At 58.5% G+C, this 18,401-nt stretch carries 16 protein-coding genes; 8 read left to right on the forward strand and 8 right to left on the reverse strand.

Features of this window, described 5'->3' with window-relative positions; all coding sequences use genetic code 11:
- Positions 1-46: 46 nt before the first annotated feature.
- Positions 47-301 carry a hypothetical protein gene (locus tag ACP7D4_RS25075; RefSeq protein WP_426211965.1) on the reverse strand — a complete coding sequence of 85 codons (255 nt, stop codon included), beginning with the start codon at positions 299-301 and terminating at the stop codon, positions 47-49.
- On the reverse strand, positions 298-855 hold the full coding sequence (locus ACP7D4_RS25080; RefSeq protein ID WP_426211967.1) for a tetratricopeptide repeat protein: 558 nt from the start codon (positions 853-855) through the stop codon (positions 298-300). Before ACP7D4_RS25080 ends, ACP7D4_RS25075 begins: the two co-directional genes overlap by 4 nt.
- A gap of 703 nt (positions 856-1,558) precedes the next feature.
- Between ACP7D4_RS25080 and ACP7D4_RS25085 the strand changes: the two genes are divergently transcribed.
- Genes ACP7D4_RS25085 through ACP7D4_RS25100 form a run of 4 tightly spaced genes read left to right on the forward strand, consistent with a single transcriptional unit; the run spans position 1,559 to position 7,152 of the window.
- A complete protein-coding gene (locus ACP7D4_RS25085; RefSeq protein ID WP_426211968.1) occupies positions 1,559-2,791 on the forward strand; it encodes a GDSL-type esterase/lipase family protein in 1,233 nt (410 codons plus the stop codon).
- A 14-nt stretch (positions 2,792-2,805) separates the two neighbouring features.
- Positions 2,806-4,848, forward strand: coding sequence for an acyltransferase family protein (locus ACP7D4_RS25090; RefSeq protein WP_426211970.1), 2,043 nt, complete (start codon positions 2,806-2,808; stop codon positions 4,846-4,848).
- 50 nt (positions 4,849-4,898) lie between these two features.
- Positions 4,899-5,639 carry a transglycosylase SLT domain-containing protein gene (locus tag ACP7D4_RS25095; protein WP_426211972.1) on the forward strand — a complete coding sequence of 247 codons (741 nt, stop codon included), beginning with the start codon at positions 4,899-4,901 and terminating at the stop codon, positions 5,637-5,639.
- Between the two features lie 49 nt (positions 5,640-5,688).
- Positions 5,689-7,152: a hypothetical protein gene (locus ACP7D4_RS25100; RefSeq protein WP_426211974.1), complete on the forward strand. Its 1,464-nt coding sequence runs from the start codon at positions 5,689-5,691 to the stop codon at positions 7,150-7,152.
- A 45-nt stretch (positions 7,153-7,197) separates the two neighbouring features.
- Here ACP7D4_RS25100 and ACP7D4_RS25105 read toward each other — a convergent pair whose 3' ends face one another.
- From ACP7D4_RS25105 to ACP7D4_RS25125, 5 genes are all read right to left on the reverse strand, one after another.
- Positions 7,198-8,139: a hypothetical protein gene (locus ACP7D4_RS25105; RefSeq protein ID WP_426211976.1), complete on the reverse strand. Its 942-nt coding sequence runs from the start codon at positions 8,137-8,139 to the stop codon at positions 7,198-7,200.
- 381 nt (positions 8,140-8,520) lie between these two features.
- Positions 8,521-9,165 carry a tetratricopeptide repeat protein gene (locus ACP7D4_RS25110; RefSeq protein ID WP_426211977.1) on the reverse strand — a complete coding sequence of 215 codons (645 nt, stop codon included), beginning with the start codon at positions 9,163-9,165 and terminating at the stop codon, positions 8,521-8,523.
- Between the two features lie 18 nt (positions 9,166-9,183).
- Entirely contained in the window at positions 9,184-9,798 is a 615-nt protein-coding gene (locus ACP7D4_RS25115; protein WP_426211978.1) for a tetratricopeptide repeat protein, read from the reverse strand.
- Positions 9,799-9,892: 94 nt separating this feature from the next.
- On the reverse strand, positions 9,893-11,104 hold the full coding sequence (locus tag ACP7D4_RS25120; RefSeq protein WP_426212010.1) for a glycerophosphodiester phosphodiesterase: 1,212 nt from the start codon (positions 11,102-11,104) through the stop codon (positions 9,893-9,895).
- 139 nt (positions 11,105-11,243) lie between these two features.
- Positions 11,244-11,690: a hypothetical protein gene (locus tag ACP7D4_RS25125; RefSeq protein ID WP_426211980.1), complete on the reverse strand. Its 447-nt coding sequence runs from the start codon at positions 11,688-11,690 to the stop codon at positions 11,244-11,246.
- A 32-nt stretch (positions 11,691-11,722) separates the two neighbouring features.
- Between ACP7D4_RS25125 and ACP7D4_RS25130 the strand changes: the two genes are divergently transcribed.
- Entirely contained in the window at positions 11,723-12,634 is a 912-nt protein-coding gene (locus ACP7D4_RS25130) for a patatin-like phospholipase family protein (RefSeq protein WP_426211982.1), read from the forward strand.
- Between the two features lie 71 nt (positions 12,635-12,705).
- On the forward strand, positions 12,706-13,113 hold the full coding sequence (locus tag ACP7D4_RS25135; RefSeq protein WP_426211984.1) for a GlcG/HbpS family heme-binding protein: 408 nt from the start codon (positions 12,706-12,708) through the stop codon (positions 13,111-13,113).
- A 130-nt stretch (positions 13,114-13,243) separates the two neighbouring features.
- Here the strand turns inward: ACP7D4_RS25135 and ACP7D4_RS25140 are convergent, their stop codons facing one another.
- Positions 13,244-13,657 (reverse strand): hypothetical protein, encoded by a 414-nt coding sequence (locus ACP7D4_RS25140; RefSeq protein WP_426211986.1) that lies wholly within the window; start codon positions 13,655-13,657, stop codon positions 13,244-13,246.
- A 255-nt stretch (positions 13,658-13,912) separates the two neighbouring features.
- Between ACP7D4_RS25140 and carA the strand changes: the two genes are divergently transcribed.
- Positions 13,913-15,076 carry a glutamine-hydrolyzing carbamoyl-phosphate synthase small subunit gene (gene carA, locus ACP7D4_RS25145; protein ID WP_426211987.1) on the forward strand — a complete coding sequence of 388 codons (1,164 nt, stop codon included), beginning with the start codon at positions 13,913-13,915 and terminating at the stop codon, positions 15,074-15,076.
- 1 nt (position 15,077) lies between these two features.
- Positions 15,078-18,308, forward strand: coding sequence for a carbamoyl-phosphate synthase large subunit (gene carB / locus ACP7D4_RS25150; RefSeq protein WP_426211989.1), 3,231 nt, complete (start codon positions 15,078-15,080; stop codon positions 18,306-18,308).
- Positions 18,309-18,401 lie beyond the last annotated feature (93 nt).

The following is an 18,401-nucleotide window of genomic DNA, read 5'->3' on the forward strand; positions in this document are numbered from 1 at the left end:
ACGAAGGTATTTCAGACTGCTCGGGATCGCGGCGCGCAGTGTGCAATCACTTGTTCGCGGCCAGCACCTTGCTGATGTTTTTCGTCTTTTTCATGTCCCTGAACAGGCGCTCAGATTCGCGTTGAATGGTGGACGTGAGCTGCCGGTTCAGGATGCCGCGCCCATCGGCCAGTTCCTTTGTCCAATTTTCATTCGGACATTGATCAAGAATGGCGAGTTGCTCCGTTACTGGCCGCGCCGGCATCGGCTCAAGCTCGCTGCGGCCAATAACAGGGTTGGCGAAGGTTGCCGCCTCCTTCATGACGGCTCTGCAATTCCAGTTGGCCGCGGAACCATGATTGATCTCGACTGCGCTGCCTTCATCGGAGGCCATGCCCAAGCGCCGGCCCGCTCTCGCATGGCCTGCGCTGCGGGGACTGACTGGTACCTGTTCGCCGCCTTTTCGTCATAGTTAAAGGCGCTGTCAAAGTCCTGGGAAACTTCCAAGCCTTCCACCAACAGGTGCGCCAGATGCTCGAGGCTGTTCTGCTCAGCCTTTGCCATGCCGGTGCGAAGATATTGCAAGCCTTTTTCTTTATCCCTTACGCCTGCTTTAAAAGACAAGCAAATCATGGCTAACAAGCTCAGACCGCCATCGTCGCCGTTCTTATAAGCCTTCGTTGCATATCCAATGGTTTTTTGCACGGCCCGAGGTACGCCTTCGCCGTTGAGATACATGATCGACAGGATGGACAAGGCCTCGGCATGGTTATGGGTGGCGAGCACGTTGAACTCGGAAAGCGCAGCGGCATAATCCTTGCGCTCATAGGCTTTCCGCGCGGTTTCGATACCTGCGTGTGAAGCATCGGTGATCAACGCGAAGTGATAGGCAATAAACAGGACAGGCGCGTGATGGTCGGGGCAGCGACGACCCTTGATTTTCTAAATAAATATTATTGCATATTTGAAATCGCCATGCGGAGTCCACAGCGGTGATGGCAGCGCCTAAAGACCTTTTCCTTTTAAAACAAGGCGCGTGCCGTCAGCGTTCGCATGGCGCCAGCGGCTGGCGCGCTTTGCCGCCAACAGGCAGGAGGTCAAGTCCTTGTGCCAGGCAGAGTCGGTATTGGAGGCGACGTTTTAGCGCCGATGCAAGCAGTTGGCGGACAATTTCAGCCCCCGTTCTCTTATGGCGTAATTGCGTGAAGGTTTGAATAAGAATGCTTGATGAATTATCACCAAAGGTAACAAAACTTTAATCACTCTTTGTACAAAATATAAAATATAATTGCCGCACGAGAAAATTTTGTTTTATGTCGTTGATGGTATTCCCATGCCTTGAAAATCCGTAGAGCGGCTAAACGATCGGTTCGGGACGGCTGACGAGAATTTGGTCTGTAACTTCCATCTTAAAAATGCGTTTTTAAATGGATTTAGCCAGCACCCCGAGTAAATGATGAGGTTTCAAGTAGTTGAAGGTTCCGAGGATATTGGCGTATCGCGTGGATAGGTGTAGCGATTGCCACGCGTGCTGTGTATCAGTGGGGAGATGATCCCTGGACGAATAAGAATGTAGTTTATGAACAAACAATCGCTCTGGATAGCGATACTTGGCATGAGGGTGTTATCAGTTCAGGCGGAAAACATCGCATCCACGCAGGAATGCGTACGGCTCGATGCAGCATTGCCCAGGGAAAGTCGAAACGGCGCTTCGTTTTCGTCGCGCACCCACAGCAGCCGCCCGGACGCGCGTCCGGCGCCGGCGGTTTCCATCGCCGTTTGGGGTGATAGCCTGACGTCGGCACGCGATTTCATGCAGGCCGCGATGAATAGCGCGGGGATGCCGAAAGAATCTGCCGTACCCTCATTCATCCAGGCGGGCATGGCAGTGCCGGGCCTGCAACTTCCGCTCAAAGCCGGCTGTGCCAGCAAGGGTTGGCAGGTCGCCTATGCGCTCAAGGAAAAACGCAGTCAAGCCGGTTTTTCAAAAGGGTTGCTGAGCATGCGCTCAAGAACCTTGGGCGACACGATCGCCCTCGACTTCCGGTTCCCTTCCTTATCGACCCGTGTCAAACAATTGGCGCTCCTTTACGAAAAGCCGACGCCTGACGGTTCGCTTTTGCTCGGTGTTTCGATCGACGGGGGCGTGGAGAATTTCGTTTCCCTAAGCCGGTCATCGGGTTCGGTACTGCAGATACAGCCTGATGTACCGATGACGACGCTCAGGATCCGCCTCGTATCGGGCGAAATCACCGTGCATGGTTTCGCGCCCACCTACCAGGACGCGCCCGCGGCAATAGTAGATTCGTTCAGCGTGCCAAGCGGCTTGCTGCGTAGCTGGTCATCTACAGGAGAACGTTTTTTTTCAGCGGCTCCCGAAGTGGCGCTGCAGTACAGCCTGATCGTTGTCCAGTATGGAACCAACGAAGGTGCCAGTCCCATTTTTTCGCGCCAGAACTACGTCAGCTACGTGGATGCGAACCTCAGACGGCTGCGCCAGTTTTATCCGCGCTCACGCTGCGTTTTGATCGGGCCGCCAGACAGGGGCGTCGTCGGCAATGCCGGGCCGCTTGACCCTTTGAAGTACGCAAATGTTCACCGTCAGATCGCCCAGGTGCAAAAGCAGGTTGGACTGGAACACCGTTGTGAATTCTGGGACTGGCAAGCGGCAATGGGCGGGCCGGGGAGCGCGCTGCGATGGGCCACGATGAAACCGCCACAGATGCAGCCGGACCTCACCCATCTGACGGCCAAAGGTTATCAAGTCAGCGGCCACATGTTTGCACAAGCTTTTCCGTTGAATAAAAACTGAATTTGAATGGATCCATGTCTTACTCTCACATCAATCAGGGTCATCCACGCTTTGCGGAACTCGATGGCTTGCGCGCACTGGCGGTGGTCTCCGTCATTCTCTATCACTGCGATATTACGGGAGTATTCAACGCCGGTTTTCTTGGCGTAGACGTGTTTTTCGCCATTTCCGGATTCATCATCACGGCGACGCTCCTCAAGGAATACCGCGAAAGCGGCAATTTTCAATTTCGCGCTTTCTATTTCCGCAGGCTTAAACGGTTGATGCCGCCAGTGCTCGCGCTGGTGGTGCTCGCGTCCTTGACGGTTTTTATATCCGAAACGGCATTCGCCGCGTTCAGCGCGGACGTGCCCGCAGCACTGATGTATGCGTCAAACGTGTGGCAAATCCTTGAAAGGCAAGCCTATTTTGACGATACGCCGCGTGTTCTGAAACACCTTTGGTCGCTCGCCGTGGAAGAGCAGTTTTACCTTCTGTGGCCGCCGCTTGCGTACGCCATGCACAGGTGGGTCCGACCAAAGAGTGTGGGCGTGCTGGCGCTCCTGCTGGCCTGCGCCAGCACCGCCTGGATGTGGTACCTGTACGACTTGAATGTTGATAGCGCCGATCAGAACCGGATTTACCTTGGACCTGACTCCCATGCAATGGGACTGCTTGCAGGGGCCGCGCTTGCCTCATTCTGGAACCCCTGGAGCCGGCAAAACGCGGCGCCAGTGGTGCGCTGGTCGTGCCGCATGGCCGCTTGTGCTTCCATCGCCTGTCTCGGCTATATGATGCTTGCATTGAATCCGTCCAGTCCGGCCTTGTATCACGGCGGTTTTCTGTTGGTGCCGGTGCTTACTGGCGTTCTCGCCTATTGCACGTTGAACGACCCGCAGTTCTTCCTGTCACGCTTACTGAGGTGCAAGGTCGCGCAGTGGCTTGGTTCGCGCTCCTACTCGCTCTACCTCGTCCATTGGCTCGTTTTCGTGTGGATGAAATTGCTTGCCTTCCCCGATTTTTCGAATCCGGTGGTGCTCGCAGGCGCACTGGCGAGCGTGGGCGTGCTCTCGGAACTGATGTATCGTTGGGTAGAAGTTACTTCCAAGCGCTTCAAACCGAAAAACCTCAAGAACGGATGGATTGTCAACAGCACCTTCGCCTATTCGCTTGCGACGTGGTCGATCGTCGCGGTGTTGTTCTCTTCTCACAATGCGCTGCCGGTGCTGGCCAACAATGCGCCAGCAGTGCCTACCCTGACGGCGCTGGAGGCGCCCGTGCAAGCGCCAAAGGTGGCGAATGCAGCCCAGCCGGAACCGGCGCCGGAAGACTTGGACGATGACGGCGAAATGATCGCAGGTGGCGATGATATCTACGCCATCGGGGACTCGGTTCTGTTGGGAGCGCGAGGCTACTTGACAAAGACCATCCCAGGCATTCGCGTCGACGCCGAGGTGGGGCGCCAGGCAAGCCAGGGACAGAAGGTGGTAAAGAAGTGGCGCGGCAAGTCAGGCAAGGCGTCGACTATACTCTTGCATCTCGGCACGAATGGCTATATAGATGAAGCCCAATTCAGGACCCTGTTGGGTGAATTGGCGGATCGCAAGGCCGTCATTGTTATCAACGTGCATGCGAATCGCCGTTGGACAGCGCCAAATAACGAGATGATCGCACGCTTGGCGCCGCAATTTCCGAACGTGCAATTGATTAACTGGGCTGCGGTTTCCTCCGGTCGCGCCGACTACTTCGTCAAGGATGGCATACACCTGACAACGAAAGGCATGCACGCCCTGACGGCGCAGATCAAGCTGGCAACCGGTGGAATCGTCATCGCCCGGGCAAAGGGCGATACAATGTTGGCAAACGGAAATGGTGCGCGTCCCATGCGCCTCGCAGCGGCCCAGGTAACGGCCGGTGGTGAGCCGGGTACCGTTGCCAAGTTGCCGGAGCTGGTGTCGGACGCCAGTCTGGCTGAAAAATTGGTCACGCCGGCGAGCAGCGTTCCGACGGCCGTAGGCGTGAGCGGATCGGGCGAAGCACCGGCGCGCTCCGCCCCCATGTTGCCGGATGTGCCGTAGCCCAATCAGGTGCACGGGTCGGGCTGCAATAAGACTGTGAAGGGTAGGGCATGATTGCAATGCGTAACATAGTGACGTTGGTGAGAGTGATCGGCGTCTTGGCGCTGGCGCTGATTGTCTTTGCCTTGGCGTATCCGGAACACCTTGGCAAATGGATCGGCAACACAGCTGTCGAGCCCGGCCTGGCGACGGCCCCGAAGGTACAAGTCGCTGCCGGAGTCGCTGCAGCACCTGCGGGGGGCGCCGCAGTGCCTGCCGCAGTGCCCGTCGGCTTCCCTGCAGTGGCGGCGAAGCCGGATCCATCACCTGTTGCGGCCGAGCCGGTCAAGGCAACGAAGAGCCAGGCGGCAATGGCGCAATGGTTGGGCACCAAATATCGCGTTTCGCCGGGGGCGATCGCGGCGCTGATCGTCGATGCGGACAAACTCTCGAAGGCCTACGCACTGTCTCCGAATTTGATCATCTCGGTCATGGCGATCGAATCAAATTTTCACCCGTATATTCAAAGCGAAGCCGGCGCACAGGGCCTCATGCAGGTAATGCCTGTCATTCATGCGAAGCGCTACGAAAAATATGGCGGCAAGTCGAGCTTTATCGATCCGATCGTCAGTTTGAAGGTGGGCGCGGAAATCCTGCGCGACTGCGTCAAGCTTAGGGGCGGGTCCGAGGCAAAGGCCTTGCGCTTCTATTTTGGCGGCGGCGCCGCGAGCGCTGTCTATATCGAAAAGGTGCAAACAGAGCAGCGCCGCCTCAACCAGGTGGCCGCTGGCGTGTCCGTCCCCGTCGATTGATGTCATCACATAATTCTCGCCAATATCTACTGGCGACACGGAGGCTGTCATGCGAACACCACTTTTTCTGATATTGCTCTCGATCGGTGTGCTGCCGATCGATGCGTTTGCGCAGCAGCGTTTGCCTGCTGTAACGATTGTTCCCGTCCGTGCTCACAGCCCGTTGCAGGAATTGGGTTGCGAAGGCAAGTCTTCGCCCGTACGCCCCCCGGCCTCGCCAAACCCCGATCCCATGGAAATTCCCAGCGAGGACCTGCTTGAGGACGCGACACTGGTTGACCCCGGAACTGGCGAACTGCCGGGTGCCGCTTCCGTGCCATCGCCTAAGCCTGTGGCCGTGAACGACAGTTTCCGGATCGCTGTCTGGGGCGACAGCCACCTGGCCGCAAATTTCTTCACTGAAGAGCTGGTGAAGCTGCTCAAGGTGCCGCAAGACATGGCGCCAAATGTCCTGATCCCCGCGAACATGGGCAAGGCGGGCGTGCGCCTGCCACTGCGCAAAACGTGCGTCTCATCGCAATGGAAATATGAGCCGGGCTACTTGGGCGGCAGTCAGGCCGCCGCACCCGGTCCCGCGCTGGTGAACATGTTCAGCGATGAGGCCGGCGCCACCCTGGCCTGGGATGTCCGGAAAGACGCGCAGTCGCCTGGTTACGAGCGGGTGCGCCTGTTGTATCAGCAAACCGAGGTCCCGATGGTGGTGGGCATCAGCGTTGACGGCGATACCGAACAGGAAGTAACACTCCACGAAAATGCAGGTCCGGCGGTGCTGGAACTTGTGGCGGAACGGCCGATGGCGCAAATACGATTGCGCTTGATCGATGCCCGGTTCCGCTTTCATGGCCTCGAGCTGTCGTCCGCGCAGTCCAAGCCGTTTGTTCTCGACGTGTTCGGCTATCCCGGTGCCACGGTGGCAAGTTGGAAGCTGGCCAATCTTGATTACCTGAGAACCTGGTTTGCCCAGCGTCCATACCAGCTGGTCGTGCTTGAATTTGGCACGAACGAAGGCAATGGCAAGCCGTTCGATCTTTCCAGCTATCGCACGATGCTCACCGATTCGGTGCGCAATATGAAGACAGTGTTTCCGGGTGCGGCCTGCATATTAATTGCCCCGGGCGACCGTGGGGTGCTGGTCCGGCGTTCGGAAAACTTGCGCAAGAAAAAAGGGGCGGTAAGCCGTGCATTGCGCAGCATCGCAGCGAAAGTGAAAGTCTGGGATCGGCACGGCAAACGCCGAACTGCCGGCGCCGGCGTGGCGGTCGATCTGTACGCGTTCTCGAAAATCCACGCTGCAATTGGGCGGGTGCAGGCGGAAGTGGCGGCAGGCGCCGGCTGCACTGCATGGAGCATGCAGGATGCGATGGGTGGCCAGGGGCACGCCTACCAATGGGCGCAAGCGTCGCCGCCCTTGATGGCCAAGGATCTGATCCACTTCACCGTGGCCGGCTACCGGCACTTGGCGAAGGACTTCGTCAGGGACATGGGCTGGAATGTGGCGTCGCCGACGCCATGAAAAAGCTGGATGCGGACGCGCCTGTGGCGCGCCGTTAATGCTTGTTTAATGCTTAGCCGGCTTGTATGAGATCTTTCCGGCCGGCGAAATGATGAGCGGCGCGTCCTCGCGCTGACCGAAATCTTCGTCGGCAAGAACGTCCCGCATCGTGGCGCTATCGATCTTGCGGGTGGCGCCAGAATAACGATTCGTTCCCTGATTGAAGCGTGCCCAGAAAAAATCGGACGTGACGGCGTCGATCATCACGAAAGCATAATTACCACCGCAATCATGCGGCATGCAGCCCTGCATGACAATATAACGTCCTTGGACCAGCGTTACCGGACTGGCCACGCTGATCGCCTGTCTCACATCGCGAAAGTTATCCAAGCCGACTGCTTTGGCAAAGGGTTCCCGCATATTTTTGTCGTCAAAAAAGACATCCGGGTGCGCACCGACAAGACTAGCGTACTGGTTTTTGAATCCAGAGGCGACGAACCCGGCGCCGGGAATAAACATGCGTGTCGTCGTTATTTTGCTTCCATACTTATCTTCTCCAGCGGGAATGCCATCGGCTTGTCCGCCGACGACTTGGCCGCCCGTCACCGTCAGCGTGATCTTGCCTGGGCTGCCAATACGGTAGGTCTTGATTTCTCCTCCGCTTGGAAGAACCATTGTCAGATTTTTCCAATCGCAAATACTCCCCGAGCAACTGTCAGATACCAAAACGGCGGAGGCATTGCCAGGATTTGGATAAGCGGCTTCGATTTGCGTAAAATCGTTGTGCACCAGCACGGTTTTCTGTTTGCTGCGCAATGTACTAGTCGTGATCGATTGATCGAACATGGTCTCACCCTTGACTTCCTCCACCGTTGCCTTGTTCGAGAGCGTTACCCTGGGTATGCGCTTTTCGCTGTCCGATTTTTGTGGATTCCATACGTAGGTACTGGCATTCGTCTCGGCGGCGGCTGCCAGGAGGACAATCAACATCAAACGATAACTGGTCATGCTTACTTTCTTGAGAACAGAGGATTCGGGCGATACGATGGGAAGATTTTGCGCAACTTCAAGCGAGACCGCGTGCCAAGTGACAGGTGCTGCGGCAACCGGCCTGCGAAGATGGCGTCAGTTGGCACTTGCCTTTCTGCTAGATCCTGAACCGGCGCGAGGATACTTGCATCCTAGCATCTAATTTCAGGCGCCGTAAGCGATATCGCCCGCAAGGCGCTGTTTGGCGCGCGGCACGGAGGGCGGGGAGGCCGCGGTCAAGAAAAGCTGGCGCACATTTTCGCCGGCGCGGCGTCCGCATTGACACTGGTGCGCGCCGGGCCCGACCGGTGCAGACGCGGGGTCTTCAGTCTGTTCGGGCTCGCGGCGCGCGATGTGCGATCAAGGGTTCGCGGCAAGTACCTGGCTGATGTTGTTCGTCGTTTTCATGTTCTTGGACAGACGCTCAGCCTCGCCCTTGATGGCGGGCGTGAGCTGCCGGCTCAGGATGGCGCGCGCGACTGCCAGGTCATCATCCCATTTGTCATCTGGACACTGATCAAGCATGGCGAGTTGCTCTGCCACTGGGCGGACCGGCACTAGCTCAGGCTCGCTGCGGCCAATAACAGGGTGGGCGAGGATTGCAGCTTCCTTCATGACGGCTCTGCAATACCAGTTGGCCGCGGAACCGTGATTGATCCCGACTGCAGTGCCTTCATCGTAGGCCTTGCCCATGCGCCGGCTCGCCATCGGGTGGCCCGCTTCAGCGGCTTCCCGATACCAGTTCATCGCTTCACTGATGCTCTGCTTGACCCCCAGTCCTTTTTCGAAAAGGAGAGCGCCACTGTATATGGCGCCAGCCGAGCCGGCGTCGGCCCCCCGCTCATATAGCACGGATGCGGTAACATAATTTTGCGCGACGCCCTTGCCGGTTTCGTAGAGCTTTCCCAGGCGATTCATTGCTTCGGCATTGCCGGCTTTGACGGCATCGTCATACAGCGCGACCGCATCGGCGAGGTCTTGCGGACGGCATGGATTGCGCACCATGATTGCCGCCTGCCGCACCTACACACCGGCGATCTCCGCCAATACCGGGCGAGTCGACGTTTTCGGCACGGACCGGTACCATTTCAGCGCTTTTGCCTCGTCGATGGGCCGTCCCAAGCCGTATTCGTACATTTGCCCCAGGCCCTGCGCTGCGGGGACCGAATCGTACCTGTTCGCCGCTTTCTCCAAGTAGTTGAAAGCGCTATCAAAGTCCTGGGGAACTTGCACACCTTCCAACATCAGGTCCGCCATACGAACGAGGCTGTTCAGTTCACCCTTTGCTACGCCGGTGCGAAGATACTGCAAGCCTTTTGCTCTATCCCGTAGCCCCGCTTTGGGAGACAAGTACATCGCCGCTAGCAAGCTGAGACCACCGTTGTCGCCTTTTTCAACCGCCTTCGTTGCGTATTCAATTGCTTTTTGCACGTCCCGTGGAACGCCTTCGCCGTTGAGATACATAATCGACAGGATCGACAGGGCCTCGGTATCGTTACGCTTGGCAAGTACGTGGAACTCGGCAAGCGCAGTGGCGTAATCCTTGCGCTCATACGCTTCCCGGGCGTTTTCGATACCTGCGTGTGCAGCACTGGTGATCAAGGCAAAAGTGATAGGGAATAAACAGTACAGACGCATGATGGTTGGGTCAGCGACGACCCGTGATTGTATCAACAAATATTATTGCATATTTGAAAACGCAATGCCTTCCCAGCTGCGCTGACGACAGTCCTTACAGACCCTTTTCCTTCATGAACTCGGCGCGCGCCGCCAGCGCGGTATCGGCAAAATCCGAGAACAAGCCGTCCAGTCCAAGCCCGAAGTACTGTTTGTATTCCAGCTTGGGATCACCCTTGTAATCCATCGCCAGCCGGCGCTTTTCGTTGCGAAAGGTGTAGGCATGCACGACCAGCCCCGCCTTGTGCGCGTCAGCGATCAGCGTGCTCGGCGCCATGGTGCTCGTATCGGTCTCGTTGACCTTGCCGTCGCCGTTCACATCCACAACTTTGCCGTCGGCCCCCACAGTCCCTTTCACGCTGACGATGTAGCGCTTCCATGGCCCGATGCCGTCGGCATAGGTCTTGATCTCTGCCAGCCCTGCAGGCGTGACCATGGCGCCAAACAGGCGCGACTCGCCCGCCAGCGTCCAGTCGTAAGGACGGTCGTAGGGCGCCGCGTAGGTCAGTGCGCCGGTCTTCAGGTCGACATCGTCGGCATCGATCAGCTGAATCATTTTCAAGGTGGAGCCTTTGCTGCGCATGTACTTCAGGCTGCCAGGCTCGAAGGACTGCACGAACACCGGCGCATCCTTGCCGCTCCAGCCGGCCCCGGCCAGCAGGGCGATCAGCTTGTCTTCCAGCGGCAAGCCCTGCGCCTTGTGAAAGCTCGGGTTTTTGGTCTCCGGGTACATGGAAATGGTGCGGCCGCTCTTTTTGATCATGTCGATCACTTCCTGGATCGTGGCGATTTTGTACGTGCCGTTGTACTGCTGCGGGCGTTCCGCGTCGGTGGCAATGCCGCCCAGGGTCTTGATTTCGGCGAGTGTGAAGTCGCCCGCGAACCAGCCTTCCTGGACCTCGCCGTCGACCTTCAGTGTACGCTTGCGCGATGCGAATTCCGGGTGCAAGGCGACGTCGGTGCTGTAGGCCAGGTTGGGATCGTGGCGGGCAATGAGCACGCCATCCTTGGTTGACACGACGTCCGGCTCGATGGCGTCGGCGCCCTGCGAGATCGCCATCGCGTACGCTTCCAGCGTTTCTTCCGGAAGATAGCCGCTGGCGCCGCGGTGGGCGGCGATCAGGGTGGGCTTGCCGTCCAGCGTGGCCAGCGTTGGGGAATCGTTGGCGCCGCATGCGGCCAGGAGTGTGGCAACTGCGGTGGCAACTGCGGTAGCAACCGCGCTTGCGCGCAGCTGGGGTAGTGTGCTGCGGTCATGTGCCTTCATTGTCATCGTATCGCTCCCGTTGTTGAGTGCGTCGATTCTAAAAGGGTGTCATGACAACACTATGACCATTCGTTCAAGATTTCTCGCTTCCTGCCGCGCGGTCCCAGCGCGTCTGTGTTGAGCGAATCATCAAACTTGCTTACGCATTGTCGGCCTTGTTGGCGAGGTAGTTCTTGATATACGCAACAAATATAGAGCCCGGCATGACGACCAGAATATAGCCGAACGGGCCTTCAGGATCGATCGCGCGCGATTCCAAGGTCACTAAGTACAGCAGAAATATGGCGAACGCATCGACACCGGCCAGCGCGAGCACCCACAGAAATTTGCGGGTGGCGGTGGCGCCGGCCAGGCAAAGAATATAAATCGCCTGGCCAGCCATGATCGCCAGCGCGATCATCGCATAGAGGATGAAATACATTTTCATGTTGGCGTAATTGCCTTCGGCATGCGCAGCGCTTGCCAGCACACTGAGCAAGGCCGTCGCGGCGAGCGATTTACATCTCATAATTTCTTCAATTATCATTCCGTCTATTATGACAGGATGATAACCACGCCAGGCTTTTATAAACGTTTGCAGGTACAATCGCGTTCGTTTATCTTTTCCCGGCCCTCTCCATGTATTCACGTCGTCTTGCCCTGATCGCCATCGCAGCAATGCTGGCCGCCTGCAGCTCCACCCCGCCGCCAAAGGCGCCGGATCCAGTGGTGGCCACGCCGGCACCGCTGCCACCAAAGAAAATCAGGATTGGCCTGGCGCTCGGCGGCGGAGCCGCGCGCGGCTTTGCCCACATTGGCGTGATCAAGGCGCTTGAAGCGCAGGGCATCTACCCGGAAATCGTGGTTGGCACGAGCGCCGGCGCGGTCGTCGGTTCCATGTACGCGGCGGGCAACAGTGGCTTCGCGCTGCAAAAGACCGCCATGGAAATGGATGAGGCGACCATTTCCGACTGGGCGCTGCCGCTGTTCGGCAAGTCGTCGGGCGTGCTCAAGGGTGAAGCGCTGCAAACCTATGTCAACAAGGCAGTCAAGAACGTGCCGATGGAAAAGCTCAAGCTCAAGTTCGGCGCCGTTGCGACCGACCTGGCCAATGGCCAGCCGATCCTGTTTGCACGGGGCAACACCGGCCAGGCGGTGCGCGCGTCGTCGTCGGTGCCAAGCGTGTTTCAGCCTGTAACCATCGCAGGACATCAGTATGTTGACGGCGGGCTCGTTGCGCCGGTCCCGGTCCGTTTTGCGCGCGAGATGGGCGCGGACTTCATCATCGCGGTGAATATTTCGACCCAGACCGACGCCCAGGCGGCAGTGAGCTCGCTTGAAGTGCTGTTGCAGACCTTTAGCATCATGGGCCAGCGCTTGAATCACTATGAACTCAAGGATGCCGATATTGTCATCCAGCCGGCGCTGGGCAAAATGGGCGGTAACGACTTTGCGGGCCGCAACCTGGCGATCATGGCCGGGGAGCAAGCCGCAGCCGCGATGATGCCGCAAATTAAAGCAAAGCTCATGAAAGCGCGCCAGCAGCCATAAGCTGACGGTTGTGCCAGACATTGGGCGGCCTTATCGGTCGCCATTTTTTAATCCAGATGACAAGGACTGACATGCAAACCAAATCCGTACTCACCGCCGCCGACGTGAAAAAAATCGCCGCCGCCGCCGAAGCCGAAGCGCTGGCCAATAACTGGGCGGTAACGATTGCCATCGTTGATGATGGCGGTCACTTGCTGGCGCTGCAGCGCCTCGATGGTGCGGCGCCCATTTCGGCGCATATGGCGCCGGCCAAGGCCAAGACGTCGGCCATGGGGCGGCGCGAGACCAAGGTGTATGAGGACATCATCAATAACGGGCGCACGGCGTTTTTGACGGCGCCTTATATCGAGGGCATGCTTGAAGGGGGCGTGCCGGTGGTGGTTGACGGGCAGGTGATCGGTGCGGTGGGCGTGTCGGGCGTGAAGTCGGAGCAGGATGCGCAAATTGCCAAGGCGGGGATTGCGGCGCTGGGGCTTTAAGACGGATTTGTATTGGCGGTCTGTTTCTTGGCAGGAGCCGTCGACACGCGTGCATGGCGGAATGCGCGTTGCACGCTTTTCCGCCCTACGGCTGCCATGCGTCGTTCGAATGCACGCATGGGCATCAGAGTCAGGCGTGAATTTCCGGGCCGGCCGGCGCGGAATCGAGCGCGTTGGTGCGCTTTAGCCATTCGCTTAGCGCGTCCATGTCGCGCACCAGAATTTCCGGCCCTTCAATAAAACCCACTTGCACGATATTGGCGGCGTCGCAGGTGAGCTTGTTTACCGTGGGCGATCCTTTGACCATGCGGTCGTATGCCTTGAAGACCTTGTTTTGCCATGCGTGCAGCGCCGAGTCGTTGAATTTGTTATTTTCAAAATAGACAGTCACCGATCCATCCGTGTTGCCGAACCCGACCATGCCGGAGCCGTTCTTCAATGCCGTGGCGACAGCTTCCTCCGCATCAATGCCTGGCACGAATACGGCTGCGCGGCCGCCCGGGTTGGGGCGGTCCATCGGGGTGTCTCTGCCAAAGGTAGTCATATTTTCCTGTCGTGTTATTGAATCTGTATCGCATCTGTAAAAACCTGAAAAATCTGCGCTGCAGCCATCCGCAGTGATTGCCGGGGAGGGCGCTTTGCGCTATAATTCGGAGGTTTAGCCATTCACCATATACCGTAGCGACTTCCCACACATCCCTCATTCAAAATGACACCAACCCTTGAGCGCAAGCGGCTCAGGATGCATGGTCGTCGGTCTGACGTGGCGCAGCTACGGTAACTTTATCAGGAGTTGCCCTTGCCGCCATTTTTTTCTGGCCCTTCCGTTCCAGCCATCCTTGCGCTTGCAGACGGAACGATATTTAAAGGTATTTCCATTGGCGCCGCCGGCCACACCACCGGAGAAGTCGTGTTCAACACGGCGATGACAGGCTACCAGGAAATCCTCACCGATCCGAGCTATTCGCGCCAGATTGTCACCCTTACCTATCCGCACATCGGCAACACCGGTATCAATCCGGAAGATGTCGAGTCGTCCAAGGTGCATGCTGCAGGCTTGATCATCCGCGACCTGCCGCTGATCGCTTCCAATTTCCGCTCCACCCAATCGCTGTCGGACTACCTGAAGGCTGAAGGCATTGTCGCCATCGCCAACATCGACACCCGCAAGCTGACGCGCATGCTGCGCGAGAAGGGTGCGCAGAGCGGCGCCATCCTGGTCGGCACGCAAGGCAACGAGCCGTCGGCCGCGCAGGCGCTGGAGCTGGCGCGTTCGTTCCCGGGCCTGACGGGCATGGATCTGGCCAAGGTGGTGTCCACCACCAAGGCCTACGAATTCACCGAGACCGAATGGACGCTGGGCGAAGGCTACGGCAAGCTGGCCGATCCCAAATTTCACGTGGTCGCTTTCGACTACGGCGTCAAGCGCAACATCTTGCGCATGCTGACCGAACGCGGTTGCAAGGTCACCGTGCTGCCGGCCCAATCGAGCGCTGCGGACGCGCTCGCGTTGAACCCGGACGGTATTTTTCTGGCCAACGGTCCGGGCGACCCGGCCCCGTGCGACTACGCCATTGCAGCGACCAAGGAACTGATCGAGCGCGGCATTCCCACCTTCGGCATCTGCCTGGGTCACCAGATCATGGCGCTCGCCTCGGGCGCCAAGACGCTCAAGATGAAGTTCGGCCACCACGGCGCCAACCACCCGGTGCAGGACCTCGATTCGAAGCAGGTGATGATCACGTCGCAAAACCACGGTTTTGCGGTCGATGCCGCCACGCTGCCGGCCAATTGCCGCGTGACCCACGTGTCGCTGTTCGACGGTTCGCTGCAGGGCTTTGCCCGCACTGACAAGCCAGCCTTCTGCTTCCAGGGCCACCCTGAAGCCTCGCCTGGACCGAACGACGTCAGTTACCTGTTTGACCGCTTCATCAGTCTGATGCAAGCCGCGGAGAAAAAATAAAATGCCAAAACGTAGTGACATTAAAAGTATCTTAATCATTGGCGCAGGCCCGATCATCATCGGCCAGGCTTGCGAGTTCGATTATTCCGGCGCCCAGGCGTGCAAGGCGCTGCGCGAAGAAGGCTACAAAGTCATCCTCGTCAACAGCAACCCGGCCACGATCATGACCGACCCTGAAATGGCGGACGTGACCTACATCGAGCCGATCACCTGGAAGGTGGTCGAGAAGATCATCGCCAAGGAGCGCCCCGACGCGATCCTGCCGACCATGGGTGGCCAGACGGCGCTCAACTGCGCGCTGGACCTGCACAACAACGGCGTGCTCAAGCAGTACAACGTGGAGCTGATCGGCGCCTCGCCCGAAGCCATCGACAAGGCTGAAGACCGTTCCAAGTTCAAGCAGGCGATGACCAAAATCGGCCTGGGCTCGGCCCGTTCCGGCATTGCGCACACGATGGAAGAATCGTGGGTGGTGCAGCGCGAGATGGGTTTCCCGACCATCATCCGGCCATCGTTCACGATGGGTGGCACGGGCGGGGGCATCGCCTACAACGAAGAAGAATTCGAGACCATCTGCAAGCGCGGCCTGGAAGCGTCGCCGACCAAGGAACTGTTGATCGAAGAGTCCCTCATCGGCTGGAAAGAGTACGAGATGGAAGTCGTGCGCGACAAGGCCGACAACTGCATCATCATCTGCTCGATCGAGAACCTGGACCCGATGGGCGTGCACACGGGCGACTCGATCACCGTGGCGCCGGCGCAAACGCTCACCGACAAGGAATACCAGATCATGCGCAACGCCTCGCTGGCGGTGCTGCGTGAAATCGGCGTGGACACGGGCGGCTCGAACGTGCAGTTCGCGATCAACCCGGAAGACGGTCGCATGATCGTCATCGAGATGAATCCGCGCGTATCGCGTTCGTCGGCGCTGGCCTCCAAGGCAACCGGTTTTCCGATCGCGAAAATCGCGGCCAAGCTGGCAGTGGGTTTTACGCTCGACGAACTGCGCAACGAGATCACCGGCGGGGCGACGCCGGCGTCGTTCGAGCCGTCGATCGATTACGTCGTGGTCAAGATCCCGCGCTTCACGTTTGAAAAATTCCCTGCCGCCGACCATCACCTGACCACCCAGATGAAATCGGTGGGCGAAGTGATGGCGATCGGGCGCACCTTCCAGGAGTCGTTCCAGAAGGCGCTGCGCGGCCTGGAAGTGGGCGTCGACGGCTTGAACGAAAAAACGCGCGACCGCGAAAAGATCGAAGAAGAACTTGGCGAACCCGGCCCGGACCGCATCTGGTACGTGGGCGACGCCTTCGCACAGGGCTTCACGCTCGAAGAAGTGCATAACTTGACCCGCATCGATCCATGGTTCCTTATCCAGATCAAGGAAATCGTTGACATTGAACTGTGGCTCGACACCCAAAAGCTGGAGATGCTCGACAAGCCGCTGCTCTACAAGTTGAAGCAAAAAGGCTTCTCGGACCGCCGCCTGGCTTTCCTGCTCGGCACCACCGACAAAGCAGTGCGCGAAACGCGCCATGCAATGAACATCCGTCCCGTGTACAAGCGGGTGGACACCTGCGCGGCGGAGTTTTCGACCGACACGGCGTACATGTATTCAACGTATGATGAAGAGTGCGAGTCGAACCCCACCGACAAGAAGAAAATTATGGTGCTGGGCGGTGGCCCGAACCGCATCGGCCAGGGTATCGAATTCGATTACTGCTGCGTGCATGCGGCGCTGGCGATGCGCGAAGACGGCTACGAGACCATCATGGTCAACTGTAATCCTGAAACCGTATCGACCGACTACGACACGTCCGACCGTTTGTACTTTGAATCGCTGACGCTGGAAGACGTGCTGGAAATCGTCGCGCTTGAAAAGCCGGTGGGCGTGATCGTGCAGTACGGCGGCCAGACGCCTTTGAAGCTGGCGCTGGATCTGGAAGCGAACGGCGTGCCGATCGTGGGCACCTCGCCCGACATGATCGACGCGGCCGAAGACCGCGAGCGCTTCCAGCAGATGCTGCAGACGCTGGGCCTGCGCCAGCCGCCTAACCGCACGGCCCGCACCGAGCCTGAGGCGATCGCCCTGGCCGAAGAAATCGGCTATCCGCTGGTGGTGCGGCCATCGTACGTGCTGGGTGGGCGCGCGATGGAAGTGGTGCACGAGCAGCGCGACCTGGAGCGCTACATGCGCGAAGCGGTCAAGGTGTCGCATGATTCACCGGTGCTGCTGGACCGCTTCCTGAATGACGCCATCGAGGTGGACGTCGACTGTATTTCGGACGGCGAAACCACCTTCATTGGCGGCGTGATGGAGCACATCGAGCAGGCAGGCGTGCACTCGGGCGACTCGGCCTGTTCGCTGCCGCCGTATTCGCTCTCGCAAGAGACGATCGATGAACTCAAGCGCCAGACGTCCTTGATGGCCAAGGGCCTGAACGTGATCGGCCTGATGAACGTGCAGTTCGCGATCCAGAAGCAGTTGCGCGACGGTGAAATGGTTGATACCGTGTATGTGCTGGAAGTGAACCCGCGTGCTTCGCGCACGGTGCCGTTTGTCTCCAAGGCAACCGGGCTGCAGCTGGCAAAGATCGCGGCGCGCTGCATGGTCGGGCAAACGCTCGCCTCGCAGGGCATCACCAAGGAAGTGATCCCGCCGTTTTACAGCGTCAAGGAAGCGGTGTTCCCGTTCGTGAAATTCCCGGGCGTGGATACCATTCTCGGACCCGAGATGAAGTCCACCGGTGAAGTCATGGGCGTTGGCATGACGTTTGGCGAAGCCTTCGTCAAGTCGCAGCTGGGCGCCGGCGTCAAGCTGCCTGAATCGGGCAAGGTATTCTTGTCGGTGAAAGGTTCGGACAAGCCGCGCACCGTGAAAGTGGCGCGCGACCTGCACGAAATGGGCTTTACGATTGCCGCCACCAAGGGCACCGCTGCGGTCATCAACGCAGCCGGCATTCCTTGCCAGCCGGTGAACAAGGTGATCGAAGGGCGTCCGCACGTGGTGGACATGATCAAGAACCACGAGATCGCCCTGGTGATCAACACGGTCGAGGAAAAACGCAGCGCCATCGTGGACTCGCGCGCGATCCGGATTTCGGCTTTGGCCGCCCGGGTCACGACATACACTACAATAGCGGGTGCGGAGGCTGCCGTCGAAGGCATGCGCCATCTCGACGAGATGCGCGTCTATGATTTACAAGGCCTGCATAAAACCTTAAACTAAGCGGTACGTTTTACCTCTAACCACAGAGTTCGCGCGGCGGCACGTTTTGTAAACGCCGCGTGCCTCTGTGGTTTTCACTTTTTAGTAGAAACG

Origin of the sequence: Massilia sp. TWP1-3-3, from assembly GCF_049897805.1 — a bacterium.
Taxonomy (GTDB): Bacteria; Pseudomonadota; Gammaproteobacteria; order Burkholderiales; family Burkholderiaceae_D; genus Telluria_A.